General features: G+C 60.5%; 18 protein-coding genes and 1 pseudogene. 6 read left to right on the top strand and 13 right to left on the bottom strand.

The window, feature by feature from the left end; genetic code table 11:
- Positions 1–44: 44 nt before the first annotated feature.
- From ACKTSJ_RS05080 to hemC, 4 genes are read right to left on the bottom strand one after another with little or no spacing between them, the layout of a single operon-like run.
- Positions 45–1,253, bottom strand: coding sequence for a heme biosynthesis HemY N-terminal domain-containing protein (locus ACKTSJ_RS05080; protein WP_407898023.1), 1,209 nt, complete (start codon positions 1,251–1,253; stop codon positions 45–47).
- On the bottom strand, positions 1,250–2,299 hold the full coding sequence (locus tag ACKTSJ_RS05085) for a uroporphyrinogen-III C-methyltransferase (protein ID WP_407898025.1): 1,050 nt from the start codon (positions 2,297–2,299) through the stop codon (positions 1,250–1,252). Before ACKTSJ_RS05085 ends, ACKTSJ_RS05080 begins: the two co-directional genes overlap by 4 nt.
- A gap of 7 nt (positions 2,300–2,306) precedes the next feature.
- A complete protein-coding gene (locus ACKTSJ_RS05090) occupies positions 2,307–3,062 on the bottom strand; it encodes a uroporphyrinogen-III synthase (RefSeq protein ID WP_407898027.1) in 756 nt (251 codons plus the stop codon).
- Positions 3,055–3,999, bottom strand: coding sequence for a hydroxymethylbilane synthase (gene hemC / locus ACKTSJ_RS05095; protein WP_407898029.1), 945 nt, complete (start codon positions 3,997–3,999; stop codon positions 3,055–3,057). The genes ACKTSJ_RS05090 and hemC overlap by 8 nt, the downstream gene beginning before the upstream one ends.
- A gap of 82 nt (positions 4,000–4,081) precedes the next feature.
- Here hemC and ppc point away from each other — a divergent pair, with 82 nt between their 5' ends.
- Positions 4,082–6,850, top strand: a complete 2,769-nt coding sequence (gene ppc / locus ACKTSJ_RS05100; RefSeq protein ID WP_407898031.1) for a phosphoenolpyruvate carboxylase — start codon at positions 4,082–4,084, stop codon at positions 6,848–6,850.
- Positions 6,851–6,943: 93 nt separating this feature from the next.
- Here ppc and modC read toward each other — a convergent pair whose 3' ends face one another.
- From modC to modA (ACKTSJ_RS05120), 4 genes are read right to left on the bottom strand one after another with little or no spacing between them, the layout of a single operon-like run.
- Positions 6,944–8,011: a molybdenum ABC transporter ATP-binding protein gene (gene modC, locus ACKTSJ_RS05105; RefSeq protein ID WP_407898033.1), complete on the bottom strand. Its 1,068-nt coding sequence runs from the start codon at positions 8,009–8,011 to the stop codon at positions 6,944–6,946.
- The gene (modB, locus tag ACKTSJ_RS05110) at positions 8,008–8,685 is read right to left on the bottom strand and encodes a molybdate ABC transporter permease subunit (protein ID WP_407898035.1); all 678 of its coding nucleotides are present in this window, start codon (positions 8,683–8,685) and stop codon (positions 8,008–8,010) included. Before modB ends, modC begins: the two co-directional genes overlap by 4 nt.
- 3 nt (positions 8,686–8,688) lie before the next feature.
- Entirely contained in the window at positions 8,689–9,465 is a 777-nt protein-coding gene (gene modA, locus ACKTSJ_RS05115; RefSeq protein WP_407898037.1) for a molybdate ABC transporter substrate-binding protein, read from the bottom strand.
- Between the two features lie 15 nt (positions 9,466–9,480).
- Positions 9,481–10,242: a molybdate ABC transporter substrate-binding protein gene (modA, locus tag ACKTSJ_RS05120; RefSeq protein ID WP_407898039.1), complete on the bottom strand. Its 762-nt coding sequence runs from the start codon at positions 10,240–10,242 to the stop codon at positions 9,481–9,483.
- A 310-nt stretch (positions 10,243–10,552) separates the two neighbouring features.
- Between modA (ACKTSJ_RS05120) and ACKTSJ_RS05125 the strand changes: the two genes are divergently transcribed.
- Genes ACKTSJ_RS05125 through ampD form a run of 4 tightly spaced genes read left to right on the top strand, consistent with a single transcriptional unit; the run spans position 10,553 to position 14,378 of the window.
- A complete protein-coding gene (locus ACKTSJ_RS05125) occupies positions 10,553–10,771 on the top strand; it encodes a PP0621 family protein (protein ID WP_407898040.1) in 219 nt (72 codons plus the stop codon).
- 59 nt (positions 10,772–10,830) lie between these two features.
- Positions 10,831–12,414 (top strand): two-component system sensor histidine kinase NtrB, encoded by a 1,584-nt coding sequence (locus tag ACKTSJ_RS05130; RefSeq protein WP_407898042.1) that lies wholly within the window; start codon positions 10,831–10,833, stop codon positions 12,412–12,414.
- Positions 12,347–13,768, top strand: a complete 1,422-nt coding sequence (locus ACKTSJ_RS05135) for a sigma-54-dependent transcriptional regulator (RefSeq protein WP_407898059.1) — start codon at positions 12,347–12,349, stop codon at positions 13,766–13,768. Before ACKTSJ_RS05130 ends, ACKTSJ_RS05135 begins: the two co-directional genes overlap by 68 nt.
- Positions 13,758–14,378 (top strand): 1,6-anhydro-N-acetylmuramyl-L-alanine amidase AmpD, encoded by a 621-nt coding sequence (ampD, locus tag ACKTSJ_RS05140; protein WP_407898044.1) that lies wholly within the window; start codon positions 13,758–13,760, stop codon positions 14,376–14,378. Before ACKTSJ_RS05135 ends, ampD begins: the two co-directional genes overlap by 11 nt.
- 142 nt (positions 14,379–14,520) lie before the next feature.
- Here ampD and ACKTSJ_RS05145 read toward each other — a convergent pair.
- A pseudogene (locus ACKTSJ_RS05145) lies at positions 14,521–14,709 on the bottom strand (IS110 family transposase); the annotation flags it as partial.
- A gap of 142 nt (positions 14,710–14,851) precedes the next feature.
- Between ACKTSJ_RS05145 and ACKTSJ_RS05150 the strand changes: the two are divergent.
- The gene (locus tag ACKTSJ_RS05150) at positions 14,852–15,433 is read left to right on the top strand and encodes a PIN domain-containing protein (protein WP_407898046.1); all 582 of its coding nucleotides are present in this window, start codon (positions 14,852–14,854) and stop codon (positions 15,431–15,433) included.
- 408 nt (positions 15,434–15,841) lie between these two features.
- Here the strand turns inward: ACKTSJ_RS05150 and ACKTSJ_RS05155 are convergent, their stop codons facing one another.
- Genes ACKTSJ_RS05155 through ACKTSJ_RS05170 form a run of 4 tightly spaced genes read right to left on the bottom strand, consistent with a single transcriptional unit; the run spans position 15,842 to position 18,882 of the window.
- Complete coding sequence (locus ACKTSJ_RS05155; RefSeq protein ID WP_407898048.1) at positions 15,842–16,180, bottom strand: transposase; 339 nt, start codon at positions 16,178–16,180, stop codon at positions 15,842–15,844.
- Positions 16,143–16,703: a hypothetical protein gene (locus ACKTSJ_RS05160; protein WP_407898050.1), complete on the bottom strand. Its 561-nt coding sequence runs from the start codon at positions 16,701–16,703 to the stop codon at positions 16,143–16,145. Before ACKTSJ_RS05160 ends, ACKTSJ_RS05155 begins: the two co-directional genes overlap by 38 nt.
- A gap of 17 nt (positions 16,704–16,720) precedes the next feature.
- Positions 16,721–17,620 (bottom strand): hypothetical protein, encoded by a 900-nt coding sequence (locus ACKTSJ_RS05165; RefSeq protein WP_407898052.1) that lies wholly within the window; start codon positions 17,618–17,620, stop codon positions 16,721–16,723.
- A 17-nt stretch (positions 17,621–17,637) separates the two neighbouring features.
- Entirely contained in the window at positions 17,638–18,882 is a 1,245-nt protein-coding gene (locus ACKTSJ_RS05170) for a hypothetical protein (RefSeq protein ID WP_407898054.1), read from the bottom strand.
- Positions 18,883–19,184 lie beyond the last annotated feature (302 nt).

The following is a 19,184-nucleotide window of genomic DNA, read 5'->3' on the forward strand; positions in this document are numbered from 1 at the left end:
TGGGTGCAGCACCCACCCGACCCAATGCAGGTTTTTATCCGTGTTTATCGGTGTTCATCCGTGGCTCGACCCTTCTTTCCAGGTTCACTTATTTTTGTCGCCAACTGGTAATACCTGAACGCCTCGTCCGGCTTGTGCTGTTTTTCGGCCAGTTGTGCCAGCGCGGTATAGGTTGCGCGCCCCGGCTGCACGCTGAGGCTGGCCTCCAGATAATTCTGCGCCTTGCCCCACAGTTCCTGGTGCAGGCAAAGTTTGCCCAGCGCCAGGAGCAGCCCGGCATCGTCATGGTGCACCGCCAGCCAGGCTTCCGCCTGTTCGATCTGCCCGACCACGCTGCCTTCCCGGCAATCGCCATAGAGCGCGACCAATTCGCTGTTCCATTCTGCGTTCAGGCTTTCCGTCAGAATCTGGCGCGCCAGCGCGCATTCGCCCGCCTGCTTGAAGATGCGCGCCGCCACCGCGGTGATTCCCGCAGTGCGCCGCAACTCGGGCGGCATCTGCTTCCACAGGGTGCGCAGCGCTTGTCCGTTTTCCGCGCTCGCGCGCAGTTTTTCCAGCCAGGCGTGCTGGCGCATCTGCTGCGCCAGGGTGCGATGGATGGCATTGCGTTTTTCCAGTTGTCCCGCCAATTCGAGCACCGCGTCCCAGTTGTGCGCCTGTTGTTGCGCCTTCAGCTCCAGCGTCATGGCCCCGACGTGCTTGCGCACCCCGCTATCGTCGAGCGCCTTCAGAGCGGCCAGCGCGGCCTGAGGCTGGCGCCGCTCGAGTTCGAACTCCGCCTGCGCCAGCAGGCGCAGGGTGTCGTCGCCCGCCGTTTTGCCGGCAGCTTGGGACAGATAGGCGTCGCGTTGCTCGAAATGCCGCAGCGCATGCGCCGCCCGCGCGGCCAGCACCGCATTCAGCGCCGGCTGTTCTCCCAGGGCGATCGCGCGCTGCGCCATTTTTTCAGCCGCCGCAAAGCGGCCTTCAAAGTACGCAGTCAGCGCGGTCAGCATGGCGGCGCGGCCTTTTTCCCGTGCGCGCCCGGCCCGATAGCGGCGCACGTGCGCCGGCAACTGCAATACCGATGCAAGACCGCGCAACAGCAGATGGCCGAGGATGAACGTGCCCAGCGCGCCCAGGACAAACAGGCTGAACGACAACTCGATGCGCCAGGGCGGATACGCCAGCAACACATAGCCGGGATGCGCGGCCGCGACCGCCAGCGCGACGGCGGCGGCGAACAGCAACACCAGCCAGACGAGTGCTTTCATCGCGCGCCCCGTTCCTGGGCCGCGCGCAGGTTGCGCGCCGCTTCCAGCGTGGTGCCGATATCCGGCAAATCGATGGCGATTTCTGTCGCCAGCAATTTGCGCAACAGTTGCTGGGCCAGCCGGGTCTCGCTCGCGGCGGCGTCGAAATAGCGCCCGACCCAGCCCTGCACGGTTTTCAGCTCGCGCCGGAACCCGGCCTCGTCATGCGATAGCAGCGACAAGCGCGCGGACAGCAGCACCAGCTTCAGGTTCTCGCGCACGAAGAACGACTGCGAGGGGGACAACAGCGGCATTTCGGCCTGTTGTGTATTCTCGATGCGGACCAGTTGCCGCAACTGCTGCCACAGCTCGCGCCAGAAACGCTGCCAGGCATTCCCCGCGGCGACATCCGGAGTCGCGGTTTCCGCCGCGCCGACTGTCTGCCGGTCCTGCGCCAGCGGCAACTGCTCCGCCACCGCGATCAACTGGTCGAGTTGACGGTCGAGCGCGCGCACATCGATTTCGGGCAAGGCACGCAGGCGCTCGATGTCACGCTCGATGCGCCGGCGCAGATCGGCCGCGCCCGACCGCTCCGAGCGCTGCAAACGGCCGGCGGCATTCTGCAGCGCGATCAGTGCCGCCTTGACATTGCCGGACAGCTGCAATTGCTGCTCGGCAATCAGCAACACCTGCTCCACATCGGCCAGCAGGGTCTGTTCCCGGCTGCCGGAGATATCCTGATACAAACTCTCCAGCGCGGCGCGCTGTGTCTGGGTCTCGGCCGCACGGCTCTCCAGCAGGCCCAGCTTGCCGCCCAGCTCACGCGTCAACTCCTGGTTCTGCGCGGCCAGCACCTGGTTCGCCTTGCTGGTCCCTTCCACTTCGGCCAGGCGTTGCGCCACCTGCTGTTGCAACTGGCCGAGGCGCGCATGCATATCCAGCCATTGCCAGACGAACAGCACAATCAGCACCGCCACAACGAGATGAAGCAGCGACAGGCGCGCCAGCCAGCCCGGCCGTGGCACGGTTGTTTCGGGGGGTGCGGCAGGAACGTTTTCTTCACTCATGGTCGGCTCACTGGGTACGTCGCATGGCCCATGCTACCAAACCGGCGCATAGACCGTCATCCCCGCTGTCCGTCGGCAGCACCGTTTGCCAGCCCAGCGCACGCGCTGCGGCGGCGATGCGCGGGTGCGGCACGAACAGCGGGATTTTCTCCCTGCAGGCGGCGTCACCTGCCAGGGCAGTATCCAGATGCGCCAGCGCCTCGCTGCTGGTCAGCGTGATCGCATCGGGCCGGGCTGCCCGCAAGGCGGCGACATCGAGTGCCGCCTTGCTGCGTCGGTAACAGGTGACATGGGTGATCTTGGCACCGCGCGCCGCGAGCGTGTCGCCCAGCAGTTCGCGGCCCCCATCGCCGCGCAGGATGGCAATGCGCCGGCCGGACACATTTTGCAGTTCGGGCAGCGCCAGCAAGGCTTCACTGTCGGCGCGACCTTCCGGCGCAATGACGTGTGCCACCCCCAGCGCGCGCAATGCGCGTGCACTGCCCTGACCGACCGCGGCGACGTCCACTTCGGCCGGCAGGCGTTGCAATGCCTGCATGCCGTACTGCACCGCGTTCGGGCTGATGAAGATGAGCAGTTGATAGCGCTCGACCTGAGACACGAACGCGCGCAGCGCGGAGGGATCGGGCGCTGGATTGATTTCCAGCAAAGGAAACAACAAAGGCATCCCGCCCAGCGCGGTGATGCGTTGCGTCAGCCCCGCCGCCTGTTCCTGCGGGCGGGTGACGACAATGCGCAACCCGGCGAGCGGCGTGTCAGCCATGCAGTGCGGCGAGGATTTCGCCCGCGCCCTGCCGCAACAGGTCTTGCGCCACGGCATCACCCAGCGCTTCCGGCTGCGCGCGATCGCCCGTGTGTTCCGCGCGCAGCAGGCGGCTGCCATCCGGTGTGGCAACGAAACCTCGCATGCGCAAACCCTCCGCTTGCATCTCGGCGAAACCGCCCAGCGGCACCTGGCAACTGCCGGCCAGCGCCCGGCTCATGGCGCGCTCCGCCAGCACGCAGGTCGCGGTGTCGGCATGATGCAACGGCGCCAGCAACGCCTTGAGATCGGCGCGGTCGGCGCGCGTCTCGATACCGAGCGCGCCCTGCCCCACCGCCGGCAGGCTGTCCTCGCTGGGGAGGACGGCACGGATGCGCTCCCCCAAACCCAGACGCTTCAGGCCGGCGGCCGCCAGAATGATGGCGGCGTATTGCCCCTCGTCCAGCTTGCGCAGACGGGTCTGCACATTGCCGCGCAGCGGTTCGATGCGCAGATGCGGAAAGCGTGCGCGCAACTGGCTTTCACGGCGCAGGCTGGAGGTGCCGACCACGCTGCCCGGCGGCAGGGCTTGCAGATTGTCGAATTGATTGGAAACAAAGGCGTCGCGCGGATCCTCGCGCTCGGCGATGCAGGCCAGCGCGAATCCGGGCGGCAGGTGCATCGGCACGTCTTTGAGCGAATGCACCGCGATGTCGGCGCTGCCATTCTCCAGCGCGGTTTCCAGTTCTTTCACGAACAGGCCCTTGCCGCCGATTTTGGACAGCGTGACATCGAGAATCTGGTCGCCCTGCGTGGTCATGCCGAGAATGACGACTTCGGTTTGCGGGTATAATGCGCGCAACCTGTCCCGGATGTGTTCCGCCTGCCACATGGCCAGCGCGCTCTCGCGCGAGGCGATGACCAGTCGGGACGGCGGATTGAATGTAGCTTGAGTCATCGTGATTTCCTGGTGTTTTTTTAAGCAAAAGCGCGGCGCATTCTAGCAGGAGCGCCGCGCTTTTGCGCCGACGACGTTAAACATGAAAACCAATCTGATCGCTGTTCCCGCCACCATTTCCAGCAAGGATGCCCCCTTGCGCGAGGACATCCGCCTGCTCGGCCGCATCCTCGGCGACACCTTGCGCGAACAGGAAGGTGTGGCGACGTTCGATCTGATCGAAAACATTCGCCGTGCCGCGGTCAGCTTTCGCAAGACCGAGGACGAACGCGACGGCGAGAAACTGGAGCAGATGCTGGATGCCCTGTCGGCGGACGAAACCCTGCTGGTGGTGCGCGCGTTCAGCTATTTCTCCCAGCTTTCCAACATCGCCGAAGACCTGCACCACAACCGCCGCCGCCGCGCCCACCTGAAGGCCGGTTCCAAACCGCAGGAGGGCAGCCTGCAGCGGGTGCTGAAAAACGCGCGGGAACAGCAGCTCGATGCCGCCACCGTGCAGGCGTTCTTTGCCAAGGCGCTCATCTCGCCGGTACTCACCGCCCACCCGACCGAAGTGCAGCGCAAGAGCATCCTCAACTGTCAGCTCATCATTTCCAGCCTGCTCGCGGAGCGCGACCGGCTGGACATGACGCCGGAAGAACTGGAAGAGAACGAAGAGACGCTGCACCGTTTCGTGCTGATCCTGTGGAGCACCCGCATGCTGCGCACGACCAAGCTGACGGTGCAGGACGAAGTGAAAAACGGCCTGTCGTTCTACGATTACACCTTCCTGCGCGAGATTCCAAAGCTCTACGGCGGCATCGAAAGGCAGCTGGAAAAACATTTCGGAGAGCGCATCGATGTTCCCCCTTTCCTGCGGGTCGGCAGCTGGATCGGCGGCGACCGCGACGGCAATCCTTTCGTCACGCACGAGGTGATGCTGGACGCCGCGCAGCGCCACTCCGCCACCGCACTGGACTATTATCTGGCCGAAACCGATCTGCTCAGCGCGCGCCTCAGTCTTTCCAGCCGCCTGGTGGACGTCAGCCCGGAACTGGGCGACTTCGCCGAACACTCCCATGACCAGGCGGAGAGCCGCGCCGACGAACCCTACCGGCGCGCGCTGATCGCCATCTACTCCCGCCTGGTGGCCACCAGCGAACACCTCGGCCATCGCGTGCATCACCTGCGCGCGATCAGCAAGGACGTGCGTCCCTATGCCAATGCGCGCGAGTTCATCGCCGAACTCGATATCGTGATCCATTCGCTGGAACGCCACGGCGCGCTCTACCTCTCGCGCGGACGCATGGGCGAGCTGCGCCGCGCGGCCGAGGTGTTCGGCTTCCATCTGGCACCGCTGGACATGCGCCAGCACAGCGGTGTGCACGAACAGGTGGTCGGCGAATTGCTGCAAAAAGCCGGCACCCCAAACTACGCGCAACTGGACGAGGCGGCGCGCCGCGCGGCGCTGCTCGCGGCCCTGCAAACCGGAGCCTCTCTGGCGCCGGAGCTGGACGACTTTTCAGCCACTGCGCGCAGCGAACTGCAATTGATGCGGACCGCCGCCGAGATCCATCGCCGCTTCGGTGCCGAGGCCTTGCCCAACTACATCATCTCCAAGACCGACGCGGTGAGCGATCTGCTGGAAGTGGCGCTGATGCTGCAACAGAGCGGATTGCTGTCAGACAAGAAGTTGCACCTCAATATCATCCCTCTGTTCGAGACCATCGAGGATTTGCGCGGCTGCGGCGTCATCATGGACGAACTGTTCGCGCTGCCCTGGTATCGCGAGATGCTCGCCAGCCGCGGCAATACGCAGGAAGTGATGCTCGGTTATTCCGACAGCAACAAGGATGGCGGTTATCTCACCGCCAACTGGGAGCTGTACAAGGCCGAACTGGAACTGGTGCGCGTATTCGGGAAGCACGGCATCGAACTGCGCCTGTTCCACGGCCGCGGCGGCACGGTCGGGCGTGGCGGCGGCCCCAGCTTTCAGGCCATCCTCGCCCAGCCGCCGGGCAGCGTGAACGGGCAGATTCGCATCACCGAGCAGGGCGAGGTCATCTCCAGCAAATACTCCGACCCCGAGATCGGCCGGCGCAACCTGGAGATATTGGTCGCGGCCACCATGGAGGCCACGCTGATGGACTACCCGCACAATGCGGACGGCAACGCCGAGTTCATGCGCATCATGGAAGCGATGAGCGTCGATGCCATCGCCGCCTATCGCAAACTGGTGTACGAGACACCCGGTTTCACCGACTACTTCTTTGCCGCCACACCGATCCGCGAAATCGCCGAACTCAATATCGGCAGCCGTCCCGCATCGCGCAAGGCAACCGACCGCATCGAAGATTTGCGCGCCATCCCCTGGGTGTTCAGCTGGGGCCTGAACCGCACCCTGCTCCCCGGCTGGTACGGCTTCGGCAGCGCCGCCAAACAATTCATCGAGCGCGAAGGCCAGGCCGGACTGAAACAGCTCCAGGCGATGAACAAGCACTGGGCCTTCTTCCGCGGCCTGCTCTCCAATATGGACATGGTGCTGTCCAAGACCGACCTCGGCATCGCCTCGCGCTACGCAGAGCTGGTGCCGGATGCCGCCCTGCGCGAACGCATCTTCGGCGCCATCGAAACCGAGTGGCAGACCACCCTCGAGATGCTGTTCCAGATCACCGGCGCCAGCCACCTGTTGCAGGGCAATCCCACGCTGGCCCGCAGCCTGACCACGCGCACGCCCTACATCGATCCGCTCAACCACCTGCAAGTGTCGCTGCTGCATCGCCACCGCGCGGGCGACGATGACGAACGGGTCAAACGCGCCATCCACCTCACCATCAACGGCATCGCCGCCGGATTGCGCAACAGCGGCTGACCCGATCGGAGCCTATCGCCGGCTTGTTGTTTCAGGAAAGCACGGCATCCGCCCTTGATCGTTGCGGCCTCCCGTGCACACCGGCGTCAACCGCTACATCAGCGCCACGCTCTTGACCTGTGCAAACACCTGCATGCCGACCGCAAGCCCAAGCCGGTCGCGCGAGCGGCCCGTGATGCGCGACAGTATTGCCTGCGAACCCCCGATCTCCATGCGCACCATCACTTTGCCTGCCCCGTCGTCGTCGATCCCGACGATGCGCGCGGGCAGGATGTTACTGATGCTGGTGTCGTGCGCGTGTTGCAGCGCGATGCTCACGTCGCGCGCCAGCACGCGGGCACGGATCCGGTTGCCGGGGGCTTGCGGCACCTGCCCTGCCCACAGGCTGTTGCCGCACACATCAAGGCGCGTCAGGCGATATTGCGTGTCATGCTCGACGATGCGCGCCTCAAGCACCACGCCCGCATCCTCCAGGTGCGCCGTGGGCAAATCGAGCCGCGCCAGCATCTCGTGCAACGCGCCGCCGCCGGCGACCCGCCCTTGTTCCAGCAACACCAGATGGTCGGCCAGTCGCGCCACTTCATCCAGCGCGTGGCTGACGTAAAGCACGGGAATGTCCAGTTCGCGGTGCAGGCGTTCCAGATAGGGAAATATCTCCTGCTTGCTGGCCGCATCGAGCGCGGACAAGGGCTCGTCCATCAGCAGGATGCGCGGGCTGGCAAGCAGGGCGCGGCCGATGGCGACACGCTGCCGCTCGCCGCCGGACAGCCGCGTTACGTCGCGGCGTCCGATCAATCTTTCCAGCCCCAGCCACTCCACCACCTGATCGAGTTGCACCCGTCTTTCCGCAGCGGCGATGCGCTGGTAGCCATATTCCAGATTGGCGCGCACCGAAAGATGCGGAAACAGGCTGGATTCCTGGAACACATAGCCCAATGGCCGCTGGTGTACGGGCAGGAAGTACCTGTCGTCCTGCCACGTTTCCCCGTTCACCTGCAATGACCCGTCGGCGCGTTCCACTCCTGCGAGGCAACGCAGCAGGGTGGTCTTGCCGGAACCGGATGAGCCAAACAGCGCGCTGACCCCGCGCGCTGGCAGTTGCAGGTCCACGTCCAGCGTAAAGTCCGGACGGGAAAGTCTGAAGCGCGCCCGGATGCTCATGGATGCACCACCCTGTAACGCCGGTTGAACACATAGACCGCCAACAACATCAGGAAGGAAGCGGTCAACAGGCCACCGGCCAGCAGATGCGCGCTGGCGTAATCCATGGCTTCGGCGTGATCATAAATGGCAATGGACAGCACCTGCGTCTGCCCGGGAATGTTGCCGCCCACCATCAGCACCACGCCAAACTCCCCAACGGTATGCGCGAAGGTCAACGTGATGGCGGTGAGCAGACCGCGCCGCGACAGCGGCAGCACCACGCTGAAAAAACGATCCCACGCGTCGGCGCGCAAGGTCGCGGCGGCTTCGGTCATGCGCGATCCCACGGCGGCGAATGCGTCCTTGAGCGGCTGCACCATGAACGGCATCGAGTACAAAGTCGAAGCCAATACCAACCCGGTAAAAGTGAAGGCCAGATGATGCAAGCCCAGCGACTCCAGTACGCCGCCAATCGGCCCGTGCGGCCCGAGTGCGACCAGCATGTAAAACCCCAGCACCGTCGGCGGCAACACCAGCGGCAAGGCCACCACCGCTTCAATCACCACCGCCAGACGCGAACGTGTGCCCGCGATCCACCATGCCAGCGGCATGCCGATCAGCAGCAACACCAGTGTCGTCACAGCGGAAAGTTTGAGCGTGGTGACAAGAGCAATCCAGTCGGCATCCGACATCGTTTATTTCCCGTTTTCGCCCGGCAACACAAAGCCGTAGCGGCGCATCACCGCCCGCGCCGGTTCGCTCGCCATGTAATCGGCAAAAGATTTTGCCAGCGCATTGTTTGCCGCGCGTTGCGTGATGACAAAGCCCTGCTCCAGCGGCGCATGCCACGCGGCGGGAATCAACGTCCAGCTTCCCTTGCCCTGCAAGGCGGGCGACCGCACCAGCGACAGCGCGACGATACCCGCTTCTGCCGCGCCTGAATCTATGAACTGTGCGGTTTGGGCGATGTTCTCACCCAGCACCAGCCTGGCTTGCAACGCCTCCCACACACCTTCGTGACGCAAAGCCTCCTCTGCCCGTTTGCCGTAAGGCGCATGCAGCGGGTTGGCAATGGAGAACTTGTTGACGGCGGCTTGCGGCAGTTGGCGCAGGGAAAGTTTTGCCAGCTCGGGTTTGAGGCTCCACAGCACGATGCGGCCAAGGGCGTAAGGGCGCGTCGCCCCCAGCGTCAAGCCCTGCTGCTCCAGCGTGCGGGGATAGGCGATGTCGGCCGAGAAATACAGATCGAACGGCGCGCCGTTGGCGATTTGGGTGAGGAATTTCCCGCTGGAGCCATAGATCACCTCCACCTTGTCGGCCGGATGTTCATGCTGAAAGTTTTGCACCACGTCGGCCATGGCGAACTTGAGGTCGGCGGCGGCGGCGATGGTGAGCGATTCAGCCGACACCGGGCTCACCCACAGCGCGCACCACAGCGCGCCCAGCAAAACAGATCGAAGGAAACGGCGCATCGGCATTCCTGTCACTCAGGGCAACTCATAGCCAAACCCGCGCATCACCTTCCTGGCCTTTTCGCTTTTCAGGAAAGCGAGGAAGGCCTGCGCCGCCGCCTGATCCTGTGCGCCGTTCAGCAGCACCGCGCTCTGCCGGAGGGGCGTGTGCATCTCGGGCGGCACCAGCCACCACGACCCCACGCTCACCTTGCCGTTCTTCATCACCTGCGAAAGGGCGATGAAGGCCAGATCGGCCTTTTCCGTCGCGGCCATCCGATATGTCTGCAGCACGTCATCGCTCCTGTCCAGCTTGCGCTGCATCGCGTTCCACATGGTCAGTTTGGTCATGGTCTCTTTCGCGGCCATCCCATACGGCGAATAAAGCGGATTGGCGATCGCCAGCTTGCTGAAATTCCCCCGGTTGAGCACCGTGTCATCCGCAAAACCGGGCTGCGCACTCCACAGCACCAGCCTGCCGATGGCATAGACGAAACGCGAACCGGTTATCGCCAACCCCTCCTGCAGCAACCGCTTCGGCATCTCCTCGTCAGCCGAGAGGAATACATCGAACGCCGCCCCTTTCCTGATCTGCGCGTACAGCTTGCCACTGGCGCCCAGACTCGTCACGACCGTGTATCCGCTTTCTTGCTGGAACAACGCCGCAAGCGTCTTCATCGGCGCAGCAAAATCTGCAGCGGCCGCCACGCGAATTTCTGCGGCGCTGAGCGGCCCATTCAGGCCGCCAAGCAGCGCCAGCACAGCGACAATCCGGCCGAACGATTTTGAGTGATGCATGATTGCTCCAGCACAGGAATCGGACGCAATGATACCAAGTCGCTGGGGCGGGCTGCTTTTGTTCTTGGATTCAAGATGAGATTCTTGAGCGTCACGGAAACACAACGAATCGTACTGGCCACCCGCGACCTGCCGCCTTGGGCGGTGTCGGCGATGGACGATTTCGCCCTGCGCACGCCAAACCCCGGGTTTGAGCGCTGGTTGCAGTGGTATGATTTACACCGAAATCGCCGGGGGAGAATATCTCCGTCAGGTCGGGTTTTCAGAATGGTGTGGTGCGGTGTTCATGCCGGTTCATTAGGAGTAACTCATGGCTCGTTTGATCTTTTTGGTGCTTGCCGTCGCGCTGGTATATTGGCTGTTGCGCAACTTTCGCAAGCCATCGCCGCCGCGCGATGTTGAGGTGGCGGGCGAGAATATCGTGAGCTGCGAACGTTGCGGCCTGAACCTCCCCAAGAGCGAAGCCGTCGCGGACGGCGAGCGTTATTATTGCAGCGAAGCGCACCGGCGCGAGGCGCGGCCAGAATAACGCGCATGCGGGGCGACGTGATTTCAGGCGCATCCTATTTTTCGGCGTGGCGATCGTCCATGTCGCTTAACCCGGAAAGACTCTGGCACTCTCTGGCGCTGTTCAATCTCTATCGCCTGGTGCTGGGCGGTGTGCTGATGCTCATGTCGGACCTGTTCGGTGCGGCGCTGTCGCTGACCGCGCGCGAGCAGGCCTCTTTCTTCTGGGTCAGCGCCGGTTACACCGTGCTGGTGCTGCTCTCGGTTCTCGCCGTGGTGTTGCGCAGGCCGCCGTCGAGATGGCAACTGGCCTTCCAGGTATGCACCGACATCGTGTGCATCAGTCTGCTCACCTACTTCAGCGGGGGGGTGCAAAGCAATCTTTCCATGTTGCTGCTGGTGTCACTGGCATTTGCCGGGCTGATCAGCCACGGCCGCATCACCCTGCTGTACGCGGCTCTGGCCAGTATCGCCTTGTTGCTGGAGCATGCTTATGCGGTGCTGAAACTGGATGCGCCGGCCGCGCAATTTTTCCAGGTGGGGATTCTGTGCATTTCTTATTTCGCCCTGGCCTGGCTGGCGCATGGTCTGTCCCGCTATGCCCTGGCGAGTGAAAAACTGGCGACGTCGCGGGGGGCGGATCTGGCCAGCATGGCCGAGGCCAACCGCCTGATGATTCAGGATATGCCGGACGGCATGCTGGTGGTGGACGAGCGCGGGCGGGTGCGACAATCCAACCCCGGCGCCAGCCGCCTGCTGGGATTTGCTTTTACGCCCGGCGAGGGGGTCGGTTTGGGGGAGTGTTCTCCGCTGCTGGAGGCGCTGTATGCGGCCTGGCGCCAGAACCCGGAGCTGGGCAGTGAAATTCTGCATCTTCCCCGCACCAACAACCCGGTGCGCGTGCGTTTCCTGCGCATCGGCGGTGAGGCGTTATGGGGCGCGGTGATCGTGCTGGAAGACGTGCAACGGGTGCAGGAGCAGGCGCGGCAGGTGAAGCTGGCGGCGCTGGGGCGGCTGACGGCCAACATCGCGCACGAGGTGCGCAACCCGCTGTCTTCGATCAGCTACGCGGCCGAATTGATGCAGGAGGAGGCACGTGAGCCGGCGCAGGCGCGCCTGCTGCAGCTGATCCGGGAGAATACGTTGCGCCTGGACCGCATCGTGCAGGATGTGATGCAACTCAGCCGGCGCGACCGTTCCCGGCTTGAGATACTCGATCTGGGAAGGCTGTTGCCGGAATTTGTCGAGGCCTTGTGCCTGACCGAGCAAGTGGAACGGGAGGGGATTGCGCTGCAATTGCCGCAGGTCTGCAAGGTTTGTTTTGATCGGGGGCACTTCGAACAGGTGCTGTGGAATCTGTGCCGCAATGCATTGCGTTATAGCCGGGGTCAAGCGGGCAGTGTACAGGTCCGGGCCAGTCGTGCGCCGGGCGGGAGCGTGGTACTGGAGGTCGAGGATGATGGCCCGGGGGTGGCGGCGGATGCGCTGCCGAAGTTGTTCGAGCCGTTCTATACGACCGACAGCCGGGGCACCGGATTGGGCTTGTACATCGCGCGCGAACTGTGCGAGGCGAATGGTGCACGTATCGAATACCGGCATGGCGAGGGGGGCGGGGCCTGTTTCCGCATCACCCTGGCCGCGCCGGCCAAAGAACAGGGAGATTAGCGTGGGAGCGGCGATACAGCAGGTATTGATCGTGGATGACGAGCCGGACATCCTGGAGTTGCTGGAGCTGGCCTTGTTGCGCATGGGCTTGCAGGTAGTGCGGTCCGATAGCGTCGCCGGCGCGGTGCGCCAGCTGGATGCACAGAAATTTTCTCTCTGTCTGACCGACATGCGCATGCAGGACGGGAGCGGGCTGGATATTGTGCGGCATATCACGGAACAGAACCTGGATGTGCCGGTCGCGGTGATCACGGCACACGGCAATCTGGAGAACGCAGTGGCGGCACTCAAGGCCGGCGCCTTCGATTATCTGTCCAAGCCGGTGTCGCTGGAGCAGTTGCGCGCCCTGATCAATTCCGCCCTGCGTTTGCCGGTCTGCCGCAGTCGCAGCGATGGCGCAGCGGGCGAATTGCTGGGTGATGCGCCGGCCATGCTGCAGGTGCGGGAGTTGATCGCGCGCGTGGCGCGCAGCCAGGCGCCGGTGCAAATCAGCGGCGAATCCGGCAGCGGCAAGGAATTGGCGGCGCGGTTGATCGTCGCGCACAGCGCGCGCTGTGCCCAGCCATTCGTTCCGGTCAACTGCGGCGCGATCCCGGAGCATCTGATGGAAAGCGAATTCTTCGGCTATCGCAAGGGCGCCTTTACCGGGGCCGACAAGGACAAGGAAGGCTTGTTCCAGGCGGCGCATCAGGGCACGCTGTTTCTGGATGAAGTGGCCGAACTGCCGCTGCCGATGCAGGTGAAACTTCTGCGCGCCATCCAGGAGAAGAAAGTGCGCCGGGTCGGTGCGTCCGAGGAAGAGGCCGTCGATGTGCGCATCCTGAGCGCGACCCACCGCGACCTGGCCTTGTGCGTGCAGCAGGGGAAATTTCGCCAGGACCTGTATTACCGTCTTAACGTGATCCCCCTGCACATGCCTGCCTTGCGCGAGGTCAGGGAAGATGTACCGCAACTCGCCCGCGCGCTGCTGGCGCGCATCGACGGCAGCGGCAAGCTCGTTTTTTCCGACGCGGCCTTGCAGGCGCTAGCCGGATATGACTTCCCCGGCAATGTGCGCGAACTGGAGAACATCATCGAGCGGGCGGTTGCGCTTTCGGATGGCGTCATTCAACCCGCGGACCTGCAGTTGAGGCCGCCGGCGATGATGGAGGAAGTGGCTGTGCCGCAGGGGGGGAAATATCCGTTGACCGATTACCTCGACCGGGTCGAACGCGAGGCGGTACTCGAGGCGCTGCGGCAGACGAATTTCAACCGGACCGCGGCGGCAAGGATACTCGGCGTGACCTTCAGGGCTCTGCGCTATCGCATGGAGCGGCTCGCCATCACCGAGCGGGATGTTTCGAATGAAACCTGATCGTTGCGGCTGGTTTAGCGGGGTGCGCCGCGTGCCTTCGCCCAATTTCGATATGCGGCCGCCGCGCACGCCCATTTCGCTCCTGGTCATTCACAGCATCAGTTTGCCGCCGGACGAATTCGGCGGCCCCGGGATCTGCCGTTTGTTCACCAACACCCTGGATTGCCGCGCACATCCCTACTATGCCCAACTCGACGGCTTGCACGTGTCGGCGCATTTCCTGGTGCGGCGCGACGGCAGCATTCTGCAGTTTGTGGGCTGTGGCTACCGCGCCTGGCATGCCGGAGTGTCGCAATGGCGGGGGCGTCCGCGCTGCAACGATTATGCGATCGGGATCGAGCTGGAGGGCTCTGATCGCGTTCCCTTCGACTCGCGCCAGTATCAGGCACTGATCCGTCTGACGCGCCGTCTCCGGCGGCACTACCCCATCCGCGAAATTGTCGGGCACGCCGACATCGCGCCCGGACGCAAGACCGACCCCGGCCCCCAGTTTGATTGGGCGCGCTATCTGCATCCGGCAAAGCGTGCGGCGAATTTCGTTGATGAGGGCACAGCAGAACGGGCTTCGCTTGTGCCACCGTCTGCGGGATCTTGCGTCCCCCCATGCTAATGCAGTGTTGTAGGTTAACCGGCACTTATACGTGCAGCGGGAACGGTGTTTTAGGGCGGGTTTTAACCCGATACGGGAGTCAGACTCGATTTATCTAAACGAAGGGTTGCGGATTAATTCGAGTCTGAACCTATTTACGCTACCGCGCCCAGTGATGCGCGCCGCTGCATGCTTCCATGCCAATCAGACATGGCGGCAAGTTGGCAATCAGCGTCAGCAGGTCTGCGCGCGACACCTTGGGTTTGACCAATGCTGGCTTGCCGTTATCATCCACACCATGCACGGCAAACACGTTCTTGGCGAGATCGATTCCTACGGTGATAATGTTCATGACTTCCCCTTTCGTGGTGTTGATGAAATGACAGAGATTCCATCTTGGCACTCGTTGCCGTCTGCGGATACTTCTCCGCTACCTCGGGACGGGGAAGTCCCTTCCATTCGTTAGGCATCTTGATTTCCGCAGCGAGGTCGAATTGAGTCACAAATTGTTGCTTGTCGATTTTGAGAACGTTCAACAGGTCGATCTGAGTCGCCTTGAAAACAACTTCCACGTTGTGATCTTTGTCGGGTCGAGCCAGAAAAGCATTCCCATAGATCTTGTCGCAAGTGCCCAGAAGCTCGGAGATCGAGTTGAGTGGCAGCGCGTTGAAGGGAATGGCAGCAACGCGCTTGATTTCTACATCGCCTGTCAGCTCGGGCGCGTGATTGAGAAATCACCGAGTCTTCATTGCATTGTTCTGTCCAAAGATAAAGGCTTCGATCCATTGCTTCGGTATCTCAACAAGCATGGCCTGAAGTGTAAGCGCATCAACAGCTTGCTTGAACTTGAACCGAAGACCGCCACTACTGAAGAGCCGAATTACAAACGTGTTTTCGATCTTCTAAGCAAATCAGAAAAGAAGTCGAGGCCTCGCAAGCGAGCAACTTTGTCTCAGCATATTTCGTCCATGTTTCAGAAGAACATTGCGCAAGCTGATGTAGACCGAATCATTGACATTCTCTTTGCCAACAAAATGATTTCCGAGTCCAACAACACCATCACCTATGAGTTCTAAGCTGCCCAACCCGGCAGTCGAGCGGACATGCGCAAAAAGCCGCGCAGGCCGCTCACTTCTACGTTAGGCTCATCAACTTCACGCAAAGGAGTAATTGACCTTCCCCTGAAAAATCATCTTCCTTTCATCGGTTTCGTAATTTTATGTCACCGTTGGAAGACGATTTTTCGGGGGAAGGTCACCATTCACTTTGGTGCGTAAAACGCCCCCTTGGAAGCAAATGGAACGGTAGTTCAGAGCAACCATATCACTGAATATGTCATTGAGATGAGTGGACTGGAAGTGCCAAATCGACAAGTGCTAGTCATCGTGCAGACTTCAGTCAAACATCGACTTAAGGCACTTGCCAAATCAGGAAAGGTAATTCGACACCACGAGCTAAAATCAACACGCTATGGGACATGGTCTCTACCCTGCGGAGAATAATGTATCGTTTGTCAGATGGTTTCCCTGGAAATACTTCGACCAATATTTTGATTGGCCGGTAGTAAGACATTTTCTGATCAGGTCCTCAAATTTCCACGAAAATGATTTCCGCCTATTGTCTTCTTGCCACGCCATTTCATTCGCATAGTAGAGAAGATATTTTGGGTCGCACTTGTGAATGTGACCAAACAATTTCCTATTCCTATTGAAAAACGATTCAGCCTGGTTTTCGTTATAACCTTCAGGCGAGCTGAAATGTTCCTGGTGATTTACTTGGTGTAGCTCATAGTCTGATCTGCAGCGTGAATACGGCGCCTTCAAGGCTTCTCGCCAGCGCCTCGTTCATGAGTTTCTGCTTTGCGGCGCGTGCCTCTGGGCGGGCTTTTTCCTGACGATACTCAACTTCATAAATCAGCGCCTTGATGTCCTTGCTCTCAGATGAGGCCAATAGAGCGAGATTAAGGTTGTGTAACGATGCCTCGTAATCCGCAGCCTTATCCTGCGCCACTCCGAGATTGAAGTACGCGTCTCCATACCACGGTGCGGACAGAGTTGCTTGTTCAAACTCTTTTGCCGCATCTTGATAGTCCGCCGCTGATACTGCTCCTTTAAAGGCCGCAGCCCCTCGCGCCATCCTGCGCTCGGCCTCAGTTGGCAAGACAGGTGATGGTTTTAAGGTTGGCGCAAGCTTTATGATCTTTTCTCGCAGCACGTTGTCGTTGGGAGATTGCTGCAACTGTTCGACCAGCTGCTTAAGTTCCTCGCGTGGATTTTGTGCGTAGGCGTTCGCGGCTAGGGTCAAGAATGCGACGATGAAAATAATCAGTTTGCCGTTGGTTTTCATGGTTTACCTTGCATTGTTCAATTTTGTTTGCGTAGGATTTCGTGACTACGATGAACCCCATATTGGTCCCTATATTCGTAGTCCCATTGAATTTCAGATTCGCTGAGAGTGCCCGAAAGATCGCCGTTGAGGTTATTAAACAGATACCTTCCCCTGATCACATTGTTATCGACAGAGAAGCGACCAAACATATCTTCATCGCCTGCACATGCCCATATTCCTCCGGCCCGGCGACACCATGTCTTATCAAAGCTGTCGAAAGCCGGATATGAATCGGTAACATAGTAGATCACAATTTCATTTCCTCTCACCTCGAATCGGTAATGAAAGTCTACCGTCCAAGAAGAGCCATCACTACCGGCACTCCCCCCAGCTCTCTGTGGGCTCCCGTTAACAAAAATTTTCCAGCTTCCAGCTGGGTTAGCTTTCTTCTTAACATCGGCCATTTCCTTCTTTGCTTCCAGCGCATAAATTTTGTTCTGCGCCTCGCGCAACTCTGCACTCCCTGTCGGCACCGAAGCCATGTAACTCTTGGTCGACGCAATCGCCTCTTCGAATTTCCCTGCCGATTCCTGCGCGATAGACAAATTGAAATAAGCATCGCCCCACCACGGTGCAGCGCGCAGTGCTTCCTTATAGGCCGATATCGCAAGCCCGTAGCCGGACGCGTCCTTCGCTTCCTTCTGGAACACGTTGCCTTTCACGAAAGTGCGGTTTGCTTCTTCCGGTATCGCCGGAACCGGTTTGATATTTGTGGCGAGCTTGATTATCTTTTCGCGCAGGGCGTTGTCGTCAGGCGACTTCTGCAACTGCTCGACCATCTGCTTGAATTCTTCGCGCGGCGATTCAGCATAAGCGCTTGCGGCCAGAGCCAAGAATGCGAAGACAAAAATAATTAGCTTGCTGGTGGATTTCATGGTCAGCTCTCCCTCATTCAGTTATTTACTTTCCCGAACTCCCCCGCCGGTTTAGGCGTGGGCGCTGGACTGTTTCCAGGAAACATGAGGAGGGTGTCCGAAGGCTGCGGCACCTCGATGAGCTTGCCGTCCTTTCCTTTTATATAAATTGCAGATTCCTGGTCTGTGTTTTCAGGAACTTGTATCAGTTTCCCACTCTTACCGATTATAAAAGTTGGAGTTTGCTTCCGTGCCGGGGCGGATGATGCCCCTTGGAGGCCAAAGAGAAACTCAATATCAGAAGCTGCTGGCAATTGCACTTGATTGCCGTTTGGCGTCGCTAATATAACTGGTTTGGATTGGCGTAGATGAACCCCGTCCGGAAAAAGAAATTTAGACCATGCTCTCTGACTATGAATCTTGGTTGAGGTCATCGCATAGGTCTGTGGATCGGCATCTTCGGGTATATCTTCGTCGGTAAAAGGCTTGCCGTTGATACTGCGTTGCACATGCTGCTGCGAGTAGTCGGCCAGTGCAACGAGGCGTTGCAGTCCGGGATTGCCGGGGTCACGATTCAAGGCATCTTCGAACCATGCTTTCGCTACCTTCCAATCACGCTCCATGACGGCTTGAAAACCCTTGCGCACAAGGTCGCTTACGCCAGGCGGTGCATTTGGATAGGCCTTGGCGATGGCATTTTCAGTTGCCTTATCCATGCCCGATGGCACGTTTCGCGCATCCACCACCGAGGTATCGATGTGAGATACGGATTTAGAACGGGATTTTTGGTCAATCTGATCGCTACCCCGCAGTCCTTTCAAGCCGGAGTTGTCCGTGTCGAATCCGCTGCCCTTGAGGCCGGAATTATCTGCACCCGAAAGGCCTTTCAGTTGGTTCATCGCCGCGCCGGACGATCCTTTGAGTGAGTTCGCTGCCGCATCGCGATTGCGAATGAACGCAGCGTCTTTCTGGCGATTTTCCTCGGCACGGCGTTCGCGCCCGATGCGGTCTGCTTCTTCCTGGCGTTGGCGTTCGGCTGCGGCATTGGCCTCGGCCGCTTCCTGCGCGCGCTGTGCAGCGCCGTAGTCATAGCCAGAATTTCCGGAGCCACTTGAATTACCACCTGAGTCACCATCGCATGGACCGCAACCCTGCATGCATTTGTACTCGGCAGTCCAATATGACTCGCAAGAATCCGCAATCGCAGGAGCTGGAGAAAAACAGGCAATACTCAACATTGCCCAAAGCACCGTGCGCATTTTGATGTGGTGGCTGTGTTTCATGTTTTCTCCTTCTACGCTCAATTTACATATGGGTGCGACGATAGTTGGGCATGTTGTTGACCCGGTTTGTTTTGTAGTGCAGCGGGGGCGCTGCTCTACACTTGCTACGAACCTAAAATCACCGACGCTGACACGTTTCACCGTAACGGTCTGGCGAATTGTTATATTTTTGGTTCCACACGAGTCGGTCGGAGCCTGTCATAAATTTTGTGTTTGAGGCATAACATGCAACCTGAAAGGAACATGTATGCCAAGCAAAACGAGCAAGAAGCAAGCTGCGGTTCTACCGCGCATTCCGAAGG

The sequence above is a fragment of the Ferrigenium sp. UT5 genome (assembly GCF_045866295.1).
Classification (GTDB): domain Bacteria; phylum Pseudomonadota; class Gammaproteobacteria; order Burkholderiales; family Gallionellaceae; genus Sideroxyarcus.